Origin of the sequence: Stenotrophomonas sp. STM01 (assembly GCF_014852135.1) — a bacterium.
Taxonomy (GTDB): domain Bacteria; phylum Pseudomonadota; class Gammaproteobacteria; order Xanthomonadales; family Xanthomonadaceae; genus Stenotrophomonas; species Stenotrophomonas capsici.
This window is the reverse complement of record NZ_JACVBA010000001.1, coordinates 728,340-749,182: the sequence shown is the minus strand read 5'-3', so window position 1 is coordinate 749,182 and position 20,843 is coordinate 728,340. Positions and strand designations below refer to the sequence as shown.

The window sequence follows — 20,843 nt, the reverse complement described above, 5'->3', positions numbered from 1 at the left end:
ACTCACGTTCCCTGTTCAGCGTCGTCCCGGCGGGCAATCCCCGGGCGGCTGTTCGCGCTTGTGGCATGGGGCGTGGGGGCCAGTACCTCCACCGCAATTGGATCGACCGATGATTCCGTTGAAATCTCTTGGACGCTTGTTGCGTCCGGGCCTGATTGTCGCGATGGCCGTCTTGATGACGGGCTGCGACTGGGCCTTGTTTGACCCGAAGGGCCAGATCGCCCGGGACGAACTCACGCTGCTGATCACCTGCACGGTGCTGATGCTGCTGGTCGTCATCCCGGTGATCGTGCTGACGTTGGTGTTCGCGTGGAAGTACCGCGCTTCCAACACCAAGGCCCGCTACGAGCCGACCTGGCATCACTCCACCGCCATCGAAGTGGTGGTCTGGTCGATCCCCTGCATGATCGTGCTGGTGCTGGCCGTGCTGACCTGGCGCTCCTCGCACGCCCTGGACCCGTACAAGCCGCTGGAGTCGGACGCCAAGCCGGTCGTGGTCGAGGCCATCTCGCTGGACTGGAAGTGGCTGTTCGTCTATCCGGAAGAAAACGTCGCCGTGGTCAATGAACTGACCTTCCCGGTGCACACCCCGCTGAACCTTAAGATCACCGCCGACACGGTGATGAACGCGTTCTTCATTCCGCATCTGGGCAGCATGATCTACTCGATGGCCGGCATGGAGACCAAGCTGCACCTGATCGCGGACGAAGCCGGTACCTACCACGGCCGCTCCTCGCACTACAGCGGCGCGGGCTTCAGCAAGATGCATTTCGACGCGCACGCGGTCAGCAACGACGAGTACCAGGCCTGGTTGGCCAAGGTGCGCGCCGATGCCAAGGTGATGGACCAGGCGTCCTTCGCCGAGCTGAGCGCCGAGCGCAACCACGACTGGCACCCGGTGACCTACTACGGCAGCACCGAGAAGGGCCTGTTCGACTGGATCATCGCCAAGCACGTGGGCGACAACCACCACTTCGGCATGAAGCATGACGGCAAGGCGATGTCGCACGAGGGCGCAGGCCACGAGGCGATGAACCATGAAGCCATGGGCCACGAAGGTCACGACGCCGCAGCGGCCCCCGCCGCAGGCGAGGCTGACGGCCACGACGGTCACAATGCAGACGCGAACGCCGGGGCCGCTCACGCTGGCCACGGTGGCTCGGGAGAATGACGATGCTCGGAAAACTCTCATTTGATTCACTGCCGCACGATCCGATCGTGCTGACCACCCTGATCGGCGCGATCATCGGTGGCCTGGCAGTCGTGGGTGCCATCACCAAGTTCAAGCTGTGGGGCTACCTGTGGAAGGAGTGGTTCACCTCGGTGGACCACAAGAAGATCGGCGCGATGTACCTGATCGTGGCGTTCGTGATGCTGCTGCGCGGCTTCTCCGACGCGATCATGATGCGTGCCCAGCAGGCCGTCGCCGCCGGCGGCGCCGAGGGCTACCTGCCGCCGCACCACTACGACCAGATCTTCACCGCCCACGGCGTGATCATGATCTTCTTCGTGGCCATGCCGCTGATCACCGGCCTGATGAACCTGGTGGTGCCGCTGCAGATCGGTGCGCGCGACGTTGCCTATCCGTTCCTGAACTCGCTGAGCTTCTGGCTGTTCGTCGCAGGCTGCGGCCTGATGATGATCTCGCTGTGGATCGGTGAGTTCGCCGCGACCGGTTGGCTGGCGTTCCCGCCGCTGTCGGGGCTGGAATACAGTCCAAGCGTGGGCATGGATTACTACATCTGGGCGCTGCAGGTGTCCGGCCTGGGTACCACGCTGAGCGGCATCAACTTCTTCATCACCATCCTCAAGATGCGCACCCCGGGCATGAAGCTGATGACCATGCCGGTCTTCAGCTGGACCGCGCTGGTGACCAACGTGCTGATCATCGCCGCCTTCCCGGTGCTGACCGTCACCCTGGTGCTGCTGACCCTGGACCGTTACCTGGGGACGCACTTCTTCACCAACGACGGTGGCGGCAACGCCATGCTGTACATCAACCTGATCTGGATCTGGGGCCACCCGGAGGTCTACATCCTGGTGCTGCCGGCATTCGGTGTGTTCTCCGAAGTGATCGCGACCTTCTCGCGCAAGACCCTGTTCGGCTACAAGGGCATGGTGTACGCGACGGCCTGCATCGGCGTGCTGTCCTTCATCGTGTGGCTGCACCACTTCTTCACCATGGGCTCGGGTGCCAACGTCAATGCCTTCTTCGGCATCACGACGATGATCATCTCGATCCCGACCGGCGTGAAGATCTTCAACTGGCTGTTCACGATGTACCGCGGTCGCGTGCACTTCACCTCGCCGGTGCTGTGGACGATCGGCTTCATGGTCACCTTCACCATCGGCGGCATGACCGGCGTGATGCTGGCGATCCCGGCCATCGACTTCGTGCTGCACAACTCGCTGTTCCTGATCGCCCACTTCCACAACGTCATCATCGGCGGCGTGGTGTTCGGCATGTTCGCCGGCATCACCTACTGGTGGCCGAAGATGTTCGGCTTCAAGCTGGACGAGACCTGGGGCAAGCGTGCGTTCTGGGGCTGGTTCATCGGCTTCTACGTGGCCTTCATGCCGCTGTACGCCCTGGGCTTCATGGGCGCTACCCGCCGCATGCAGAGCTACCCGAACATGGAGTACCAGCCGTTCTTCGTCGTCGCCGCCGTCGGCGCTGCGATCATCGCCTTGGGCATCCTGTGCCAGGTGATCCAGATCTACGTGTCCATCCGCGACCGCAAGAAGAACATGGACCTGACCGGCGACCCGTGGGATGCCCGTACCCTGGAGTGGGAAACCGCTTCCCCGGTGCAGTTCTACAACTTCGCGACCCTGCCCAAGGGCGAGGAGCACGACGACTTCTGGCAGCGCAAGCAGCGTGGTGAAGCCTGGCCGAAGCCGGCCAAGTACACCGACATCCACATGCCGCGCAACACCGGTGCCGGCGTGGTGATCGGCGCGTTCAGCCTGGTGCTGGGCTTTGCGATGGTCTGGCACATCTGGTGGCTGGCCATCATCGGCCTGGTCGGCATGATCGGTACCTTCATCGTCCGTACCTTCGACAAGGACGTGGACTACTGGGTGCCGGCCGCTGAAGTGGAACGTATCGAGAACGAACACCGCCGCCACCTGGAAGCACAGGGGCTGGTGAAGACCGAGGTGAAGGCATGAGCACGAACGCCCACACGTTGAACCACGGTTCGGCTGCAGATGCAGCCGGCCACGACCACGAGCACCACGATTCGGGCGAGAACACCGTCTTCGGTTTCTGGGTGTACCTGATGAGCGATCTGCTCATCTTCGCCTCGCTGTTCGTGACCTACGTGGTGCTGTCCGGCGGCACCAATGGTGGTCCGGGCCCGAAGGAGCTGTTCGAGCTGCCGTTCGTGGCCTGGGAAACCGCGCTGCTGCTGGTGTCCTCGCTGACCTTCGGCCTGGGCATGATCGCCATGCACCAGTCCAGGCAGGGCCTGATGTTCTTCTGGCTGGCCATCACCTGGCTGCTGGGCGCAGGCTTCATGGGCATGGAAATCTGGGAGTTCAACCACCTGATCCATAACGGCAACGGTCCGGACTCCAGTGCCTTCCTGTCGGCGTTCTTCGCCCTGGTCGGCACCCACGGCCTGCACGTGACCGCCGGCCTGCTGTGGCTGCTGGTGATGTTCATCCAGCTCAAGCGCGATGGCCTGACCCCGCGCAACAAGACCCGCATGGCGTGCCTGAGCCTGTTCTGGCACTTCCTGGATCTGGTCTGGATCGGCGTGTTCTCTGTCGTCTACCTGTCGGGAGCTATGTAATGTCCGCACATGACAATCATGCACACGGTACCGGCGGCGAAAGCCACGGCAGCGTGAAGTCCTATCTGATCGGTTTCGTGCTGGCTGCGGTGCTGACCATCATCCCGTTCTGGGTGGTGATGAGCGGCGGCCTGTCCTCCGGCCTGGCCACCGGTGCGGTGATCGTGGTCGCCGGCATCCTGCAGCTGCTGGTGCACCTGGTGTTCTTCCTGCACCTGGACCGTTCCTCGGCCGCCCGCTGGAACGTCAATGCCGGCCTGTTCACCCTGGTGGTGATCGGCATCATCGTGGTCGGCACGCTGTGGGTGATGTGGAACATGAACCATCACATGATGCATTGAGCGGGTTGAACGCCTGAGCATCCGGGAAAGGCCGTCCTTCGGGGCGGCCTTTCCTTTTGGGGCACGGCCGGCACGTGCCGCCACCGTCCGGAGGCGGGGCAACGGCAAGCTGACGAAACCGTTCATTCGACGCCAACCAGCCATGATCGGGTTTGCTACCCTGTCCGCCTTTATGGCTCAGGGGCGCCCCGGTACTCCCATGGTGTGGTTACGCGTTATTCCGATCCTGCTGCTGGTGGCCCTCAACACGCTGGCGCATTGCCTGCCATTGTTCGTGGTCGCGCTGGTCAAGGCGATCCTGCCGTTCAAGAAGGTGCGCCTGGCCTGCAACCCGATGCTGACCGGATTGGCCGAGAGCTGGATCGGGGCCAACAGCGCGATGATGGGCCTGTTCACCCGCACCCGCTTCCAGGTCAGCGGCGATGCCGACCTGGAGCGCGATGGACATTACCTGGTGCTGGCCAACCACCAGAGCTGGGTCGACATCCTGGTGCTGCAGAAGGTGTTCAACCGCCGCATCCCGCTGCTGCGCTTCTTCCTGAAACGCTCGCTGTTCTGGGTGCCGGTGCTGGGCCTGGCGTGGTGGGCATTGGATTTCCCGTTCATGGGCCGCTACACGCGCAAGCAGATCGCCAGGAACCCTGAGCTCGGCCGGCGCGACATGGAGGTCACGCGCAAGGCCTGCGAGAAATTCAACGCCATCCCGGTGGCGGTGATGAACTTCGTCGAGGGCACGCGTTTCACCCCGGCCAAGCATGACAGCCAGGGCTCGCCGTTCCGGCATCTGCTCAAGCCCAAGTCCGGCGGCGTGGCGTTCGTGCTCGACGCGATGGGCAAGGGCCTGCATGCGTTGCTGGACGTGACCATCGTCTATCCCAAGGGCATCCCGTCGATGATCGACCTGATGGCCAACCGCCTGCCGGAGGTGAAGGTGTTGGTGCGCAAGCTGCCGATTCCCGCCGAGTTGATCAACGGCAACTACCAGGATGACCGTACCTTCCGCGCCCAATTCCAGCAGTGGATGAATGGTCTGTGGGAACAGAAGGACGCCGACATCAGCCGCCTGCTCGAGAGCCGCGGCTGAGCCCGGACCGCCCAGCATCAAGGCCCCTGCGGGGGCCTTTTTGCTGCGTGCGTTCCTGCGCCGGTCGGCGGCGGGTGTACAGTGCGCGCCTGTCCGCAACATTTGATGAGGTCACGCATGAGCACTGATACCGCTTTCTATCCGGTGGGTACGCCCGGGCAGCCGTGGGGCGCGGCCGAGCGCGCGCAGTGGCTGGCGCGGCAGAAGGTGCTGCGCAGCCATGCCGAGGAAGTGGTGGCCAAGGTGGATGCCTTACGTGATCGCTTCGATGTCTCGCAGTACGGCGAACTGGATTACCCCGGTGCGCGCTATCCGCTGCTGGCCGTGCGCAGTCCGGATTGGGACGACGCCTTGCCGGTGATGCTGGTGACCGGCGGCATCCATGGCTATGAAACCAGTGGCGTGCAGGGCGCGCTGCAGTTCCTGGACCAGCGTGCCGCCGACTACGCCGACACGTGCAACCTGCTGGTCGTGCCCTGCGTCAGCCCGTGGGGCTACGAGCGCATCCAGCGCTGGAACGCATTGGCGCTGGACCCGAACCGTTCGTTCGTGCCGAACAGCCCGGCGCCGGAGTCGGCGGCGTTGATGGCGCTGGTGGCACCGCTGAAGGGGCGCGTGTTGATGCACATCGACCTGCACGAGACCACCGACACCGATGAGTCCGAGTTCCGTCCGGCGCTGGCGGCGCGCGACGGCAAGCCGTTCGAACCTGGCGAAATCCCCGATGGCTTCTATCTGGTCGACGACAGCGAGAACCGGCAGCCGGCATTCCAGCAGGCGGTGATCGCCGAGGTGGAGAAGGTCACCCATATCGCGCCGGCCGACGCGCACGGCCAGATCATCGGCTCGCCGGTGGTGGCGCATGGCGTGATCGAATATCCGCTCAAGGCGCTGGGCCTGTGCGCCAGCGTCAGTGGCGCGCGCTACACGACCACCACCGAGGTCTACCCGGACAGCCCGAAGGCGACACCGCAGCAGTGCAACGATGCGCAGGTCGCAGCCGTGGTCGGCGCGCTGGACTACGCGCTGGCGCATCGCTGATCCGCACCGGGCGCCTGCCGCCCGGCATGCCCAAAGGCGGGCGTCCACGTGGCGGCGCGGGCCCACGGGCGTTCACGCCCTCACGCCGGCCGGGCAGGGACCATGCCGGCATGAAGACCCTCCTTGCGCTGCTTGTCCTGCCCCTGCTGGTCGCACCACGTGCGCACGCCGACGAGGTGCCCGCGTTCGACCGGCCGGGAATCGGTTTTTCCACCCGTACGCTCGGCAAGGGCGTGTTCGCCTGGGAGCAGGGCCTGCCGGACGCCAGCCGTGACCGCAGCGCGGGCACCACGACGACGACGTGGGCCGCGGCCACGCTGCTGCGCGCCGGCCTGTCCGATACGCTGGAACTGCAGCTGGGAGCGGACAGCTGGGACCAGTCGCGCCGGCACGGCAGCGGCGGGCGCGTGCGGGAAAGCGGCGGTGGTGACGGAAGCGTGGCGTTGAAGTGGGCGCCGGCGTTGAGCGGGGAGCGACTGTCGTTGGCGCTCAAGGCCGGCGCCACGCTGCCCTGGGGGCAGGCGCCGTTGGGCGGGGCCGGCCATGACTATGACCTGGGCGTGACCCTGGCCTGGGCCATGCCGCGGGACGCCAGCCTGGCGCTGTACGCGGACCGGCAGTGGGGGGAGGACGGCAGGGGTTGGCTGCTGTCGCCCAGTTACGGCGTTGCCCTGCGCGAGGACCTGGGTGTCTATGTCGAAGCTGGGTACGGCACCGACGCGCAGTACATGCGTGCCGCCGGTGCCGGCGTGACCTGGATGGCCACGCCGCGCCTGCAGCTGGATGTCTCCTTCCTGCGTGGGCTGGACGCGCGCACGACGGACTGGCAGGGCGGCGTGGGGCTTTCCCTGGCCTTCGACTGAGGACGCCTCAGCGATTGACCGCCGGGCCGTGGACGTCCTTGTAGCCGGCGGCGCAGTCGGTGGTGCAGTCGGTGGTGAGCATGTTGCGGACGATCACGCCGCTGTTGTTCTTGGAACGGAAATGGCCGACGCCGTTGCTGGTGTCACCGCCGCCGAAGTTGTACGGGCCACCGTCGCTCCAATCCCAGTCGAAGCTGTAGGCGCTGCTGCCGGCGCCGACGTCGACCTGCGCGTAGACGTTGGCGGCGCTGTTGAACAGCGCGCCGTCGCTGCAGCCACCGCTGTAGCTGGTGGTGAAGCAGTGCACCTGGTCACGCAGGCCGGCGGTGATCGTGTAGAAGCGGATGCCGGTGTAGGTGGCCGGGAAGGTGCGCAGGCTGCCGCTGCCACTGCCGGTCCAGCGGTTGTAGCCGTAGTAGCTCACCCCGGTGCTCGGGTACAGGCCGAAGGTGTAGTAGTTGTACGGGAACACATAGGCTTCGGCATTGCAGGTCGGTGCCAGCGCCGACTGGTAGCCGGTGCTGCGGCAGGTCTGCAGGCCGCGCAGGCCACCGCCGATGTTGATGAAGCGACGCACGCTGCCCTGGTAGCCGTGGTACTTGATGGTGGCCAGCATCATCGTGGCGCCGAGCGAATGGGTGACTACGTCGACCTGGCTCTTGCCGGTGTACGCCTTGACCTTGTCGATGAAGGTCTTGATGACCTGGTAGGCGGCCGGCGAGTGGTAGTTGTACTGCGGCGCGGCGCGTTCGCTGGCACTGAGGTAGGTGAGGCCGAACAGCTCGCAGTCGTTGTAGCCGGCGGCCTTGAGCTCGGCGTAGATCGAGCGCGGCGGGGTGGTGTAGCCGCTGACCGCACCGGCCGGCATGTCGAAGCTGATCGCGCTGTCGCCGTTGCCGGGGATGAACACCACCGGGGTGCGGGTGGCGGTGCAGCTGCCGCCCCCGAAGCCGCCCTGGCCGACGCCGGGATTGAAGCCGCCGGCGTACTGGTTGGCGCTGCCGGTGCAGGTGTAGCCGTTGTTGCCGCCGCAATCCAGTGCGTGGGCCGTGCCGGGCAGCAGGGCGAGGGCGCTTGCCAGGGGCAGGCCAAGGGTGCCGAGGAAACAGGAGGCGAGGACAGGGACGATGCGGATGGTCGACATGCGGCGGCTCCGGGCGGGTGGACCTGACGATCCGTGAAGCTTCCGCCCCTGCCCGGCGGGCGGGCAGTGTCCTTTGGGGAAACTTGCAGCGCAGCATCGCCCCGACGGGATCAGCGCCGCCGCCGCACCAGCATCGCCGAAGCCTGCAGGATGGCGCGGGTCAGCAGGGCCATGGTCCTGACCTCGCCCTTCCAGTGCTGCCAGTACAGCGGCACGTCCTCCCAGGCGCGGGCCTTGACGTAGACCAGGCGTCCGCTTTCCAGGTGGCGGCGCACCAGCGGCAGCGGGTTCATGGTCCAGCCGAGCCCGCCGAGGTTGGCGTGGACGAAGGCGCGGGTGGAGGGGATCCACCAGGTCGGTGCGTTCAACGGCTGCGCGATGCCCGCCAGGCGGCGCGCGTAGCGCGCCTGCAGGTCATCCTTGCGGTTGAACACCAGCACCGGGGCCAGCGCCAGCGATTGGGCATTGACGCCCTTGGCGAAGTAGCGGGCATGGAACTCGGGCGTGCAGGTGGCCGCGTAGCGGATGCTGCCCAGCTCGTGGATCTGGCAGCCCTGCACCGGCTCGGACAGGGTGGTCACCGCGCCCAGTACCGCGCCCTGGCGCAACAGGGCCACGGTGTGGTCCTGGTCCTCGGTATGCAGGTCCAAGGTGGTCGTGGTGGTCTGCGAGAAGGCCTGCACCGCCTCCGGGAACCAGGTCTCCATGCTGTCGTGGTTGACCGCCACCGGGATGCTGGCGCGCGGCAGTTCGGCGTCGGAGATGCCGATGCGCTCGAACGCGTCACGCTCCAGCAGCGCGGTCTGTTCGGCCAGCTGTACCAGCACCTGGCCTTCCAGCGTGGCCTCGGTGGGGATGCTGCGCTTGACCAGGAGTTTGCCGACGCGGTCCTCCAGCGCCTTGATCCGCTGGGAGATGGCCGAGGCGGTCACGTTCAGTGACAACGCCGCGCGCTCGAAGCTGCCTTCGCGGATGACCGCGGCCAGGGCACGCAATTGGGAGTGGTCGATCCGCATGATTAAGTTCTGCTAAAGATGGTTAACGAAGTTTAGCTCTACTTTTCAATGCTGCGCTGCGACAATTGCGCCCGTCAGCCGCGGTGCGTGGGTTCCTCCCGCCGTGGCAATCCCCCAGAAGAAAGGCAGTCCCCCATGTTTTCCGTCATTTCCGCCCAAGCCGCAGGCAGTGCCTGGTTCAGCGGTGCCGGCATCGGCATCGGCCTGTTCGCCATCGTCGGCGCGCAGAGTGCGTTCATCCTGCGCCAGGGCATCATGCGCCAGCACGTCATTCCGATCATTGCGACCTGTTTCGCGATCGATGCGGTGTTCATCATGGCCAGCGTGGTCGGCCTGCGCCGCCTGACCGAGCAGATGCCGTGGTTGACCACGGTGCTGCTGTGGGGCGGCGTGGCGTTCCTGGGCTGGTATGCGTTGCAGTCGGCGCGCCGGGCGTTCTCCGGCGGTGGCGGCATGCAGCTGGACGACAATGCCGAGCAGTCGCTGCGCACGGCATTGCTCGCCGCGGCCGGCTTCTCGATCATCAACCCGCACTTCTGGCTGGACATGATGGTGATCGGCTCCATCGCCGACAACTTCGGCGAGTCGCGCATGGCCTTCGCCGCCGGCGTGGTCACCGCCAGCGGCGTGTGGCTGACCGCGCAGGGCTTGGGTGCCCGCCTGCTGGCACCGCTGTTCACCAAGCCGTCGACCTGGCGGGTGCTGGACGGCACCATCGCTGTGATCCTGAGCGTGCTGGCCCTGACCCTGGCCATCCGCGGCGTCAACTGAGCCGCGCGGTCCCGATCACATGCAGCGGCCCCCGTGCTCTGGCGCGGGGGCCGCTGCGTCCGGGGCTCAGTCGGTGGCCTGCCAGCGCTGGGGCCATTGACGCATGAAGGCGCGGATCTGTTCGACCGGCATGGGCCGCCCGAATACATAGCCCTGGCCCTCGGCGCAGTGCTCGTCCTTCAGCTGTGACAGCTGGGAGTGGGTTTCCACGCCTTCGATGGTGGCGGTGATGCCGAGCTTGCCGCACAGGTGCGAGACCGCGCCGATGATGGCGCTGCCCTGGCTGTGTTCGCCCAGGTCGCGGATGAAGGACTTGTCGATCTTGACCTTGTCGAACGGGAACGCGCGCAGATAGCCCAGCGAGGAGTAGCCGGTGCCGAAGTCGTCCATGACGATGGAGACGCCGGCGACCTTCAACCGCAGCAGGTGCGACGAGGCCGCCTGGATGTTCGCGATCAGTGCGTTCTCGGTGATCTCCAGCTCCAGCCGCGCCGCGGCCAGGCCGGCGTCGGCCAATGCCTTTTCCACGGTATCGGCCAGGTCCGGCTGGGCCAGCTGCGACACCGAGAGGTTGACCGCCACCTTCATCTCGTCCGGCCAGTGCGCGGCGTCGCGCGTGGCCTGGCGCAGCACCCAGTCGCCCAGCGGGATCATCAGCCCGATGTCCTCGGCCAGGGCCAGGAACTGGCCCGGGTCCAGCAACCCGCGTTGCGGGTGGTTCCAGCGCAGCAGTGCCTCGAAGCCGGTGACGCGGCGCTGCTGCAGGTCCACCAGCGGTTGGTAGTGCAGCACGAACTGCTGCTGCTCCAAGCCGGCCCGCAGCTCGGTCTCCAGCTGCCGCCGCAGCTGCATGCGGGTGTCCATCTCCGCCTCGAAGAAGCGGTAGCAACCACGGCCTTCCTCCTTGGCGCGGTACAGCGCCAGGTCCGCGTTGCGCATCAGTTTTTCCGAACTGCCGGCAAGGTTGTCGATCAGCACGATGCCGATGCTGGCGCTGATGGCGATGGGATGTCCCTCCAGCTCGAAGGGGCGGCCCAGGGCCTCCACCACGCGCGTGGCCAGTGACGCGGCTGCTTCCGGTGGCCGGCTTTCCGGTGCCATCAGGATCGCGAACTCGTCGCCGCCGAGGCGGGCGACGACGTCGTTGCTGCGCGCGCAACCGAGCAGGCGATGGGCGACCTCCTGCAGCAGGCGGTCGCCGGTGGGATGGCCCAGGGTGTCGTTGACCTCCTTGAAACGGTCCAGGTCGAGCAGCAGCAGGGCGCTGTGGCGACCGCGGCGCGCATCGGCCAACGCGTGCTCGAGCTTTTCGAACAGCACCGTGCGGTTGGGCAGGGAGGTCAGCGGGTCGTGCTGGGCCAGGTAGGCGATGCGGGCCTGCGCCTGGCGGCGGGCGTCCACGTCTTCCAGCACGCCGGCCCAGCCGGACTGCTCCGGCCCGACCCGTGCGCCGCGTGCGCGCAGCCAGCGCCACTTGCCATACAGGTCGAGCACGCGGAACTCCACGTCCAGCGGGGTGCCGGCGGTGAAGCTCTGCTCCAGCGCGATCTCGATCGGGGCCAGGTCCTCCTCGTTGACCCGGCGCAGCCAGCCCTTGCCCAGGGCGTCCTGCTCCGGCAGGCCGGTGAGCTCGCGCCAACCGGTGACCGAACGGACCTGGCCGTTGCGGTCCGATTCCCACAGCACCAGGGCGCCAGCCTCGGCGACGGCGCGGTAGCGTTGCTCGCTGACCTTCAGGTCACGTGCAAGCGCACGGGCCTCGTCGGCGCTGCGCTTGAGCGCATCCACGCTGTCATTGAGGCTGGTCTGCAGGCTCTGCACTTCGGTGATGCGCGAGGTGGGGGGATCGGCCGGGGTGCCCTCGCTGGAGGCGATGTTGCGCCCGCGCTGGGCCAGGGCGCGGATCGGCAACAGGATGCTGCGCGCAATGGCGCGCGCCGAGAACAGCGCGATGATTGCCGCCAGCAGGCCGCCGAGGATGACGCCCAGCAGGGGGCGCTGCCAGCGGGCCTGGAAGCTGCTCTGCGGCTCGCCGACCACCAGGGCCCAGCCCGGTGCGGCATGCAGCTTGTGGAAGGCCAGCACGGTGCCCTTGCCTTCCTTGGTGGTGGCCTCGAATACACCGGCGTTGCCGCCGTTGAGCTGCAGCTTGTACCAGTCCGGCGCCGGTTGGCCGATGAAGCGCTCGGGGTTGCGCGAGCGCGCGGCGATCATGCCGTTGCTGTCCACCACCGCCACCAGCAGGCTGGCCTCGTCGGCCGAATGCAGGATCGTGTTGATCAGGCGGTTGGACGGCTGCACCAACGCGATCACCTGCGGTTGCCCGGCGCTGTCGGTGAAGGGCAGGGCGATGGCCACTTCCGGCGGCGCGCCGGTGGTGTCGGAGAACAGGTTGGAGACCTGTGCCTGGCCGGTCCGGCGCGCATCGCGCAGCACCGGCGTCGGCAGGGACCGCGCTTCGTCACTGCCGTCGCGCACCAGCCGGACCTCGGCGTTGTTGCCGGACCAGGCCTGCAGCCCGGGGCTGGCCGGGTCGCCGTGCGGTGCAAGCACGGCAAGCAGGTGCAGCTGGTTGATGTTCTCGCGGATGCCCTGGTCCACGCCGCGTGCCAAGGCGACGGCTGTTTCCTGCAGGCGTTGCTCGGAATTGCGCCGGTAGTCGCGGGCGGTCAGGACGATGGCGATGACGCCGATCACCAGCAGTGGCAGCAGCGCCGCCGCGATCAGCCAGTGCAGCCGCGAGTACAGGCTGCGCGTGCGCGGCGGCGGGGATTGAACGGTGGACGGGCGGGTCACCAAACCTGTGTCTCCGGATTCCTTTCATGGGTACGCACCGCCGCCGGGTGTCGTGTCCCGTTGGCAGTGGGCAAGCGGCCCCTTGCGTGGCTGTTATGGCACGAAGGGGGTACGCGCGGAAGGTGCTTCAGGGTGCGCGGGGCGGTGAAGCGTGGGGAATGATCGGGTCAGCGATGTGACTTGTGCGTGGCAGCTACTATTCACAGTGAAGTACATCACGTTATTGGTGGCGGCCGCTATTCGGTGCGCTGTTGGGCAAACAGCCATTGCCACATCGCCGGGTTGCGGTAGGTGGGATCCCAGGCGTTGTGGTTGGTGTCCGGATACTCGGTGTAACGGAAGCCCGCACCCAACTGCTCGCTGGCGGCGTGGATGGCGCGGTCGTCGTGGGTGGGGACCAGGTCATCGCGTGCGCCATGGAAACTCCAGACCGGCACGCCACGCAGGCGGGTCACGGTGGCGACGTAGGGATCGGCGTCAGCGGCGACCTGGTCGACCAGCAGGCCCGGGCGCGCCTGGCGCGGTGCACGCAGCGCGCCACAGATCGGCACCACGGCGGCGAAGTGGGTGGGCCGGGTCAAGGCCAGCTCCCAGCTGCCATAGCCCCCCATCGACATGCCGGTCAGGTAGATGCGGCGTGGATCGGCCTGGAACTCGTTGCCGGCCGCATCCAGCACGGCCAGCGCCATGCGTGCGTTGCGGTCACGCCATTCCTCGCCCTCGGGAACCTGCGGGAACACCGCCAGCGCGGGGAAGCTGTCGCGATTTTCCTTCAGCCATGGCCCGAGCCCGGCCAGGGTCGGCTTGACGCCGTCATCGCCGCGCTCGCCGGAGCCATGCAGGAACAGCACCAGGGGGCGTTTGCCAGGGCTGGCCGCGCGGGCGGGAACGAACACCTGATAGCGGAACGTGCGGCCTTCGAACTGCAGCTGGCGGTCGACGAAATGACCGTGGTCGGGCGCGCTGGCCACGGGCTGGCTGCTGCAGCCGGCGAGCATCGACAGCAATGAGGCGATCATCAGGAAACGACGCACGGGACGGTCCTCCGTTGGACACGGGCGGCGCGGGCGGCGCGCCGCGGGGGGCGGCAGGCAGTGTGTCAGAATCGCTGTTCATGGTCGTCAACCGGCGGTCATCCAACGGGAGCGGACCTGTGATGAAGAAAGCCTGGGGCCTGGTGCTGGTATTGCTGCTGTCGGCCTGCGGCGCGGGCCTGGATGGCACCTATGCCGACGCGTTGGGCATGGCCACCTACACCTTCGGCCGCGACGGCAAGGTCGCCATCAAGGTCATGGGCCAGTCGCAGGAAACCACTTACGTCCGCGACAAGGACACCCTCAGGATCACGGTGCCCGGGCAGCCGGACGCAACGCTGGAGTTGGTCGTCAACGCGGACGGCTCGTTGCAGGGGCCGATGGGCATGCGACTGGCGAAGGTCGAGGACTGAGCGGTGCCGGTACGGTTAAAGATGCAACGCCTGCCGCCGATGTAGCAGGCAGTCCTCCGTTCGAGTCCGCTGCCTGCATCCATGGCGATCCTTTCTGCACTGCTTGCCGCCCTCGTGGTCGGGGCCATCGCCTGGTTCTGGCAGCACGGCCACGCCGGGCCGCAGGTGGCCAGGCGTTCGCCACAGATGCCTTCGCCGCCACGCGTGCCGGCCGACGAAGAACCGGTGGACGTCATGCCGCAGGTGGCCCCCGGTGACCTGCAGCGGCGCTTCCTGCTGCATGCGCTGGCGGTGACGGACGCATCGGCCGATGCGCTGCGCGTGCAGCGTTCGGTGATCGATGACGTGGCCGCGGCACTGACCCGCGCGGACCTGTCCTCGCGCTATACGCCGCGCCGTCCCAACCTGCTGCCGCAGCTGATCCAGAGCGTCAACGACAGCGCCGCCTCGTCGCGTTCGATCGCGCGCATCATCGGCAGTGACGCGGTGCTGGCCGCCACTCTGCTGCGCATCGCCAACAGCCCGCTGTACCGCCTGCAGCAACAGGACGTGCAGAGCATCGAGCGGGCGGTGACGCTGATCGGCAACGATGGCATCCGCCAGATCATCTCCGCCGCGCTGGTGCAGCCGGTGATGGAGTCGGCGCGCGGCGTGGATGCGCTGTTCGCGCAGCAGTTGTGGGAGTACACGCTGCGGCTGTCGCTGGCCGCGGCCGACCACGCACGCAGCGTCGAGCGCGAGGACGGTTTTGCCGCGCAGTTGGCCGGCCTGCTGCTGGGCCTGAGCGCGTCGATGGTGATGCAGGCTGCGGCCGACGTGCTGTTGCAGCCTCCGCTGCGGCCCCGTGAGCCGGGTACGTTGATGGCGCTGCTGGAGCGCTGCACCGCGCCGACCGCGGTGCGTATTGCCCGTCACTGGAAGCTGGCCGATCCCATCATCAGGGCCTTGCAGGAGGTCGATGCCGAGGCGCCGCAGGGGCTGGCGCGTTCGCTGCAGACCGGGCAGCTGGCCGCCAGCGCGGCGATGCTGCATGCCGGTGGGCGGATGAGCGAGGACGAGGCAGTCGCGACCCTGTCCACGCAGCTGCCCGGGCACGTGGCGAGCTGGCTGTGGAAGCGGGTCAGCCGTGAAGAGCCCGAGCTGGGCTGAGGCCCAGGCGCATCCCGGCCGGCGGCAGTCAGAGCTGTGATTCCAGCGGCAACCAGCTGATCACCCGGGTGGTCGCGCGCTGCATCCAGGTGGTATCCGGTTCGGTGCGCAGGGCGATGGCCGGGGCGTGGGTGCGGTCGAGCCAGCGCAGTTCATGGTCGCGGTCGAGGTAGACCCAGTAGCTCAGCTCCGGGCCCGCCAGGCGCAGGTATTCCTGGCGCAGGCGCGCGGCCAGCACCGGGTCGTCGAACAGGACGCCCATCTCGGTGTTGAGGTAGGCCGAGCGTGGGTCCAGGTTGAACGAGCCGACGAAGCCGCGACGGTCGTCGACCACGAAGGCCTTGGTGTGCAGGCTGGCGCCGCTGCTGCCGAAGGTGCTGGCCTTCTCCGGGTGGCCGTGCGACCTGAGTTCATGCAGCTGCACGCCGCCGGCGACCAGCGGCCGCCGGTAATGCATGTAGCCGCTGTGGACGGCGGCCACGTCGTTGGCGGCCAGCGAGTTGGTGACCACGCCGACCTGCACGCCGTCCTGGACCTGGCGTACCAGCGCCTTGGTGCCCGCCGCGCCGGGCACGAAATAGGGCGAGATCAGCAATGACTTGTGGCGTGCGCCGAGCAGCACCTCGGCCAGCCGCGTCACCAGCCAGTCGGAGCGGTCGGCGTTGCCACGCTTGCGTGGCGGATCGGAATGGACATGGATGTCCGCCGTCCAGTGCAGGGCGAGGCGCTCGCTCAGGTAGGCGTCGTCGAAGCGCGCGCGGACGCGCTGCAGGTAGGGCAGGGCCTCCTGCTGACGGGCATCCCGTTCGGCCTGGGTGATGAAGTTGCCCAGCTGCTGGTCGGTGCTGAACTGCAGCGCGGCGATCGGCACCACCGCGTCACTGTTCCAGAACTGGTCGAACACGGTACTGGCGTCGGTCGCCACCGGGCCGGCCAGCAGCAGGTCCAGGTCACGGAAGTTCACGTCCGGCCGCGCGTCGAAGTATTCCTCGCCGATGTTGCGGCCACCGACGATGGCGACCCGGCCATCGGCGATCCAGGCCTTGTTGTGCATGCGGTGGTTGATGCTGAAGGCGCGTTGCACCATTTCCAGCAGGCGCCACAGGCCATCGCGGTTGCGGAACGGGTTGTACAGGCGGATCTCGATGTTGGGGTGCTTGTCCAGCGCCATCATCTGCGGGTCCAGGCCCTGGGTGTTCATGTCGTCCAGCAGCAGGCGGACCCGCACGCCGCGCTCGGCGGCCTGGTACACATCGTGGGCAAGCAGGTGGCCGACCATGTCGTCGTGCCACATGTAGTACTGCAGGTCGAGGCTGCGCCCGGCCTGGCGGGAGATGATCGACCGCGCGGCGTAGGCCTCCAGCCCCTCGGACAGGTAGATCGCACCGCTCTGGCCCGGATGTTCGGCCAGCACCGGCACCAGTGCGCGGTCGATCAGGGTCTGCTGGTCCTGCAGCGGCAGGGTATGCGAGGGCGCGCCGATGGCCTTGGGAGTCAGGCGGTCGCCCAGCAGCAGGCCACTGATGAACAACACCAGCAGCGCCGTCAGGACGATGCCCAGCAGGCGCAGCAGCCGCCAGCGGCGGGGAGGGGTCTTGGATTCCATGCGTGAATCCTAGCTGGATCGGGGTGTGGGGTCAGTGCAAGGCGGCATCCATGACGTTCCGCCGGTGCCGGCGATGGCCCGCTTGGGTCAGAATCGGCGTTTACCTCGCCGTTGAGTCCTGCAATGACCGCACCTGCTTTTCCGTCCCGCGCGCCCAGCCTGGTGCTGCAGATCTTCATCGGCCTGCTGCTGGGCATCGCGCTGGCGCTGGCCTGGCCGGAAGCGGGCAAGGCAGTGGGCCTGCTCGGCACGGTGTTCATCTCCGCGCTGAAGGCGGTGGCGCCGGTGCTGGTGCTGGTGCTGGTCGCCGCTTCCATCGCCAACCACCAGCATGGCCAGAAGACCCACCTGCGCGCGATCCTGATGCTCTACGTGGTCGGCACCCTGGTGGCCGCGCTGGTGGGCGTGGGGGCCAGCTTCCTGTTCCCCAGCCAGCTGACGCTCAAGGATGTCGCCGCGGCCGGCGGCAGCGCGCCGAGCGGCATCGGCGAGGTGCTGCATACCTTGCTGATGCAGGTCGTCGACAACCCGGTCAATGCCCTGTTGCACGCCAACTACATCGGACTGCTGGCGTGGGCGGTTGGCCTGGGCCTGGCGCTGCGCCATGCCAGTCCCGCCACCCGCGGCGTGGTCAGCGACCTGTCCGCGGCGATCACCTGGCTGGTGCGCATGGTCATCCGGCTGGCGCCGCTGGGCGTGTTCGGCATCGTGGCTTCGGTCCTGGCCGAGTCCGGCCTGGACGCGCTGAAGGAGTACATCCACCTGCTGTGCGTGCTGGTCGGCGCGATGCTGTTCATGGCCTTCGTCGGCAACCCGCTGATCGCGGCGGTGGTGATGCGCCGCAATCCGTATCCGCTGGTGCTGCGCTGCCTGCGCGAAAGCGGCGTCACGGCGTTCTTCACCCGTTCCTCGGCGGCCAACATCCCGGTCAACATGGAGTTGTGCCGCAAGCTGGGCCTGCATGAGGAGACTTATTCGGTGGCCATTCCGCTGGGCGCGACCATCAACATGGCCGGCGCGGCGATCACGATCTCGGTGCTGACGCTGGCGGCGGTGCATACCCAGGGGATCCCGGTGGATCTGCCGACCGCGCTGCTGCTGTGCGTGATCGCCGCCGTTGGTGCCTGCGGTGCATCGGGCGTGCCGGGTGGCTCGCTGCTGCTGATCCCGCTGGCGTGCAGCCTGTTCAACATCCCCAATGACGTGGCGATGCAGGTCGTGGGCGTGGGCTTCGTGGTCGGCGTGGTGCAGGACTCGGCCGAAACCGCGCTCAACTCGTCCACCGACGTGGTATTCGTGGCCGCCGCCGAACACGCGCGGGCGCGCGGCTGAGGACGCGGCCCGTGCGTTTCACGCCCGCGGTGCGCATTGGCCTGTCGATCGCGCTGGCCACCGGCCTGTATGGCATCTCCTTCGGGGCGCTGGCAGTGGCCTCGGGGTTCAGCGTGCTGCAGACCGCGTTGCTGAGCCTGCTGATGTTCACCGGCGGCTCGCAGTTCGCCTTCATCGGCGTGGTCGGCGCGGGCGGCACGGGGGCAGCGGCGTTCGGTGCATCGAGCCTGCTCGGTGTCCGCAATGCCGTGTATGGCGCGCAGATCAACCGCCTGCTGCGGCCACGCCGATGGTGGCGGCCGCTGGCCGCACAGCTGACCATCGACGAATCGGCCGCGACCGCGGCCAGCCAGCAGGACCCGGCTGAGCAACGGTGCGGGTTCTGGGTGGCCGGCCTTGGCGTCTACCTGCTGTGGAACCTGTTCACCCTGGTGGGCGCCCTGCTCGGCGATGCAATGGGCGACCCGCGCCGCTGGGGCCTGGATGGTGCCGCAGTGGCGGCGTTCCTGGGCCTGCTGTGGCCGCGGCTGCGCTCGCGTGAGCCGGTCGCCATCGCGGTGGCATGCGCGCTGGTGACGGTATTGGCGCTGCCGTGGCTGCCGCCCGGCGTGCCGATCCTGCTGGCCGCGGCGGTCGCGGCCATCTGGGGCTGGTTCGGCCGAGGGCCGGCGGAGGAGGGGCTGGAGCCGGACGTGGCACCGCCGTCCGGCGGGGAGGCGCCACGATGAGCCTGTGGGGATGGTTGCTGCTGGGGTGCGGGGTGGCCTGGGCGACCAAGTTCGCCGGTTACCTGGTGCCGGTGCGCTGGCTGGAATCGCCGCGCATGAATCGCGTGGCGGGCACCTTGACCATCGGCCTGCTGGCCTCGCTCACCGCGATGAACGCCGTCTCCAGCGGGCAGGGCATCGCCCTGGACGCACGCCTGGGGGCGCTGCTGGTGGCCGCGGTGGCGTTGGCGTTGCGGCTGCCTTTCCTGGCGGTGGTGGTGCTGGGCGCGGCCGCCGCCGCGCTGATCCGGTTGTTCTGAGGCCGTCCAGGGCCTTGGCGGCCCGACAGATGCGCGATGCCGTCCGCAAGTGGGACAATGCGCCACGCGCCGGCCACGCCGGTTCCCCCCGCTCCCGGATCACCACTGGAGAATCCATGAATCTGCGCATCCTGACCGTTGGTGTCGCCATCTCCCTGCTCGCCGCCTGCGGTGGCAAGCAAGAGGGCGCCAAGACGCCGGAAGGCGGCGAGGCCAAGGTCCTCAACGTCTACAACTACTCCGACTACATCGCCGAGGACACCATCCCGAACTTCGAGAAGGCGACCGGCGTGAAGGTCACCTACGACGTGTTCGACAGCGATGAGATGGTCGAGACCAAGCTGCTGACCGGCAACAGCGGTTACGACATCGTGGTGCCGACCCTGAACTTCTTCGGTCGCCAGATCCAGGCCGGCGTGTTCCTGCCGCTGGACAAGAGCAAGATCCCGAACCTGGCCAACCTCGATCCGGCGGTGATGCAGCGCATCGCCGGCCAGGACCCGGAGAACAAGTTCGGCGTGCCGTACATGATGGGCACCACCGGCATCGGCTACAACGTGGCCAAGCTCAAGGAACGCTTCGGTGGCAGCACCGAGGTGGCCAACAGCTGGGACCTGATCTTCAAGCCGGAGAACATCTCCAAGATGAAGGACTGTGGCGTGACGCTGCTGGACACGCCGGCCGACCTGATCCCGATCGCGCTGCATTACCTGGGCGAAGACCCGCACAGCGCCGACCCGGCGGTGATCCAGAAGGCCGCCGACCTGCTCAAGTCGATCCGCCCGTACGTGCAGAACTTCCATTCCTCGCAGCTGGTCGGTGCGCTGGCCAATGGCAGCACCTGCCTGGTGGTGGGCTGGTCCGGTGACATCATCCAGGCCCGCGACCGCGCCGAGGAAGCCAAGAACGGCGTGGAAGTGGCCTACTCGATCCCGAAGGAAGGTGCCCCGCAGTGGTTCGACATGCTGGCCATCCCGAAGGACGCCCAGCACCCGGAAAACGCCTACGCCTTCATCAACTACCTGCTCGAGCCGCAGGTGGCCGCCAACAACACCAACGTGACCCACTACGCCAACCCGGTGAAGTCGGCCACGCCGCTGGTGGATCCGGCCATCCGTGACGACAAGACCATCTACCCGCCGGAAGACGTGGCGGCCAAGATGTTCACCTACGCGATCAACACGCCGGACACGGACAAGCTGTACACCCGTCTGTGGACCGAGATCAAAACCGGCCGTTGATGCATCCGGAGGCAGCGCGGCCGTCCCCGGCATCGACGGCGGGGACGCGCTGAAGGCATCCATGCCGATGCCCCGGATCTGGACCAAAGCCTCCCCGGCGCTGCCGTGGAGGCTTTTTTCATGGGTTTTTCGCAGGATTTCACTTGACGTCCCGCACCGCTCCCGTACTGTCACGTACGTGATCGCCT

The 20,843-nt window shown here is 67.4% G+C and carries 19 protein-coding genes; 14 read left to right on the top strand and 5 right to left on the bottom strand.

Going from position 1 to position 20,843, the window contains the following annotated elements:
• Positions 1-109 precede the first annotated feature (109 nt).
• The 7 genes from cyoA to IB227_RS03385 all read left to right on the top strand — a co-directional run bounded on the left by cyoA (position 110) and on the right by IB227_RS03385 (position 7,126).
• Positions 110-1,171, top strand: a complete 1,062-nt coding sequence (cyoA, locus tag IB227_RS03415) for a ubiquinol oxidase subunit II (RefSeq protein WP_192286312.1) — start codon at positions 110-112, stop codon at positions 1,169-1,171.
• 2 nt (positions 1,172-1,173) lie between these two features.
• A complete protein-coding gene (cyoB, locus tag IB227_RS03410; RefSeq protein WP_132864507.1) occupies positions 1,174-3,171 on the top strand; it encodes a cytochrome o ubiquinol oxidase subunit I in 1,998 nt (665 codons plus the stop codon).
• The gene (gene cyoC, locus IB227_RS03405; protein ID WP_192286311.1) at positions 3,168-3,797 is read left to right on the top strand and encodes a cytochrome o ubiquinol oxidase subunit III; all 630 of its coding nucleotides are present in this window, start codon (positions 3,168-3,170) and stop codon (positions 3,795-3,797) included. The genes cyoB and cyoC overlap by 4 nt, the downstream gene beginning before the upstream one ends.
• Entirely contained in the window at positions 3,797-4,138 is a 342-nt protein-coding gene (cyoD, locus tag IB227_RS03400; RefSeq protein WP_132864505.1) for a cytochrome o ubiquinol oxidase subunit IV, read from the top strand. The genes cyoC and cyoD overlap by 1 nt, the downstream gene beginning before the upstream one ends.
• A gap of 199 nt (positions 4,139-4,337) precedes the next feature.
• A complete protein-coding gene (locus tag IB227_RS03395) occupies positions 4,338-5,222 on the top strand; it encodes an acyltransferase (protein ID WP_192286310.1) in 885 nt (294 codons plus the stop codon).
• Between the two features lie 117 nt (positions 5,223-5,339).
• Positions 5,340-6,263: a M14 family metallocarboxypeptidase gene (locus IB227_RS03390; RefSeq protein WP_192286309.1), complete on the top strand. Its 924-nt coding sequence runs from the start codon at positions 5,340-5,342 to the stop codon at positions 6,261-6,263.
• 110 nt (positions 6,264-6,373) lie between these two features.
• Positions 6,374-7,126, top strand: coding sequence for a transporter (locus IB227_RS03385; protein WP_192286308.1), 753 nt, complete (start codon positions 6,374-6,376; stop codon positions 7,124-7,126).
• Positions 7,127-7,133: 7 nt separating this feature from the next.
• Here the strand turns inward: IB227_RS03385 and IB227_RS03380 are convergent, their stop codons facing one another.
• Together IB227_RS03380 and IB227_RS03375 are read right to left on the bottom strand one after the other, a co-directional pair.
• Positions 7,134-8,270: a lipase gene (locus tag IB227_RS03380; protein WP_192286307.1), complete on the bottom strand. Its 1,137-nt coding sequence runs from the start codon at positions 8,268-8,270 to the stop codon at positions 7,134-7,136.
• Positions 8,271-8,380: 110 nt separating this feature from the next.
• Positions 8,381-9,286, bottom strand: a complete 906-nt coding sequence (locus IB227_RS03375) for a LysR family transcriptional regulator ArgP (protein ID WP_132864500.1) — start codon at positions 9,284-9,286, stop codon at positions 8,381-8,383.
• A 135-nt stretch (positions 9,287-9,421) separates the two neighbouring features.
• Here IB227_RS03375 and IB227_RS03370 point away from each other — a divergent pair, with 135 nt between their 5' ends.
• Positions 9,422-10,057 (top strand): LysE family transporter, encoded by a 636-nt coding sequence (locus IB227_RS03370; RefSeq protein ID WP_132864499.1) that lies wholly within the window; start codon positions 9,422-9,424, stop codon positions 10,055-10,057.
• A 66-nt stretch (positions 10,058-10,123) separates the two neighbouring features.
• Here IB227_RS03370 and IB227_RS03365 read toward each other — a convergent pair whose 3' ends face one another.
• Together IB227_RS03365 and IB227_RS03360 are read right to left on the bottom strand one after the other, a co-directional pair.
• Positions 10,124-12,853: an EAL domain-containing protein gene (locus tag IB227_RS03365; protein WP_192286306.1), complete on the bottom strand. Its 2,730-nt coding sequence runs from the start codon at positions 12,851-12,853 to the stop codon at positions 10,124-10,126.
• A 236-nt stretch (positions 12,854-13,089) separates the two neighbouring features.
• Positions 13,090-13,872 (bottom strand): prolyl oligopeptidase family serine peptidase, encoded by a 783-nt coding sequence (locus IB227_RS03360; RefSeq protein ID WP_225591689.1) that lies wholly within the window; start codon positions 13,870-13,872, stop codon positions 13,090-13,092.
• Between the two features lie 137 nt (positions 13,873-14,009).
• Between IB227_RS03360 and IB227_RS03355 the strand changes: the two genes are divergently transcribed.
• Complete coding sequence (locus tag IB227_RS03355) at positions 14,010-14,300, top strand: hypothetical protein (protein WP_132864497.1); 291 nt, start codon at positions 14,010-14,012, stop codon at positions 14,298-14,300.
• A gap of 81 nt (positions 14,301-14,381) precedes the next feature.
• Positions 14,382-15,449: an HDOD domain-containing protein gene (locus IB227_RS03350; protein ID WP_192286305.1), complete on the top strand. Its 1,068-nt coding sequence runs from the start codon at positions 14,382-14,384 to the stop codon at positions 15,447-15,449.
• A gap of 28 nt (positions 15,450-15,477) precedes the next feature.
• Here the strand turns inward: IB227_RS03350 and IB227_RS03345 are convergent, their stop codons facing one another.
• The gene (locus IB227_RS03345) at positions 15,478-17,055 is read right to left on the bottom strand and encodes a phospholipase D family protein (RefSeq protein ID WP_192286304.1); all 1,578 of its coding nucleotides are present in this window, start codon (positions 17,053-17,055) and stop codon (positions 15,478-15,480) included.
• Positions 17,056-17,178: 123 nt separating this feature from the next.
• Here IB227_RS03345 and sstT point away from each other — a divergent pair, with 123 nt between their 5' ends.
• From sstT to IB227_RS03325, 4 genes are all read left to right on the top strand, one after another.
• Positions 17,179-18,387 carry a serine/threonine transporter SstT gene (gene sstT, locus IB227_RS03340; protein WP_192286303.1) on the top strand — a complete coding sequence of 403 codons (1,209 nt, stop codon included), beginning with the start codon at positions 17,179-17,181 and terminating at the stop codon, positions 18,385-18,387.
• A gap of 11 nt (positions 18,388-18,398) precedes the next feature.
• Positions 18,399-19,115, top strand: coding sequence for an AzlC family ABC transporter permease (locus IB227_RS03335; protein WP_192286302.1), 717 nt, complete (start codon positions 18,399-18,401; stop codon positions 19,113-19,115).
• Entirely contained in the window at positions 19,112-19,414 is a 303-nt protein-coding gene (locus IB227_RS03330) for an AzlD domain-containing protein (RefSeq protein WP_132864492.1), read from the top strand. Before IB227_RS03335 ends, IB227_RS03330 begins: the two co-directional genes overlap by 4 nt.
• Before the next feature lie 116 nt (positions 19,415-19,530).
• The gene (locus tag IB227_RS03325) at positions 19,531-20,655 is read left to right on the top strand and encodes a polyamine ABC transporter substrate-binding protein (RefSeq protein ID WP_192286301.1); all 1,125 of its coding nucleotides are present in this window, start codon (positions 19,531-19,533) and stop codon (positions 20,653-20,655) included.
• Positions 20,656-20,843: the final 188 nt, after the last annotated feature.

What these genes read in the sequence shown, in the direction of transcription:
- IB227_RS03350 (WP_192286305.1), top strand. Translation starts at nt 14,382, where the DNA reads ATGGCGATCCTTTCTGCACTGCTTGCCGCCCTCGTGGTCGGGGCCATC.
- IB227_RS03345 (WP_192286304.1), bottom strand. Translation starts at nt 17,055, where the DNA reads ATGGAATCCAAGACCCCTCCCCGCCGCTGGCGGCTGCTGCGCCTGCTG.
- cyoA (WP_192286312.1), top strand. Translation starts at nt 110, where the DNA reads ATGATTCCGTTGAAATCTCTTGGACGCTTGTTGCGTCCGGGCCTGATT.
- IB227_RS03325 (WP_192286301.1), top strand. Translation starts at nt 19,531, where the DNA reads ATGAATCTGCGCATCCTGACCGTTGGTGTCGCCATCTCCCTGCTCGCC.
- IB227_RS03370 (WP_132864499.1), top strand. Translation starts at nt 9,422, where the DNA reads ATGTTTTCCGTCATTTCCGCCCAAGCCGCAGGCAGTGCCTGGTTCAGC.
- IB227_RS03395 (WP_192286310.1), top strand. Translation starts at nt 4,338, where the DNA reads ATGGTGTGGTTACGCGTTATTCCGATCCTGCTGCTGGTGGCCCTCAAC.
- IB227_RS03385 (WP_192286308.1), top strand. Translation starts at nt 6,374, where the DNA reads ATGAAGACCCTCCTTGCGCTGCTTGTCCTGCCCCTGCTGGTCGCACCA.
- cyoB (WP_132864507.1), top strand. Translation starts at nt 1,174, where the DNA reads ATGCTCGGAAAACTCTCATTTGATTCACTGCCGCACGATCCGATCGTG.
- sstT (WP_192286303.1), top strand. Translation starts at nt 17,179, where the DNA reads ATGACCGCACCTGCTTTTCCGTCCCGCGCGCCCAGCCTGGTGCTGCAG.
- cyoC (WP_192286311.1), top strand. Translation starts at nt 3,168, where the DNA reads ATGAGCACGAACGCCCACACGTTGAACCACGGTTCGGCTGCAGATGCA.
- IB227_RS03330 (WP_132864492.1), top strand. Translation starts at nt 19,112, where the DNA reads ATGAGCCTGTGGGGATGGTTGCTGCTGGGGTGCGGGGTGGCCTGGGCG.
- IB227_RS03375 (WP_132864500.1), bottom strand. Translation starts at nt 9,286, where the DNA reads ATGCGGATCGACCACTCCCAATTGCGTGCCCTGGCCGCGGTCATCCGC.
- IB227_RS03390 (WP_192286309.1), top strand. Translation starts at nt 5,340, where the DNA reads ATGAGCACTGATACCGCTTTCTATCCGGTGGGTACGCCCGGGCAGCCG.
- IB227_RS03380 (WP_192286307.1), bottom strand. Translation starts at nt 8,270, where the DNA reads ATGTCGACCATCCGCATCGTCCCTGTCCTCGCCTCCTGTTTCCTCGGC.
- IB227_RS03360 (WP_225591689.1), bottom strand. Translation starts at nt 13,872, where the DNA reads ATGATCGCCTCATTGCTGTCGATGCTCGCCGGCTGCAGCAGCCAGCCC.
- cyoD (WP_132864505.1), top strand. Translation starts at nt 3,797, where the DNA reads ATGTCCGCACATGACAATCATGCACACGGTACCGGCGGCGAAAGCCAC.
- IB227_RS03355 (WP_132864497.1), top strand. Translation starts at nt 14,010, where the DNA reads ATGAAGAAAGCCTGGGGCCTGGTGCTGGTATTGCTGCTGTCGGCCTGC.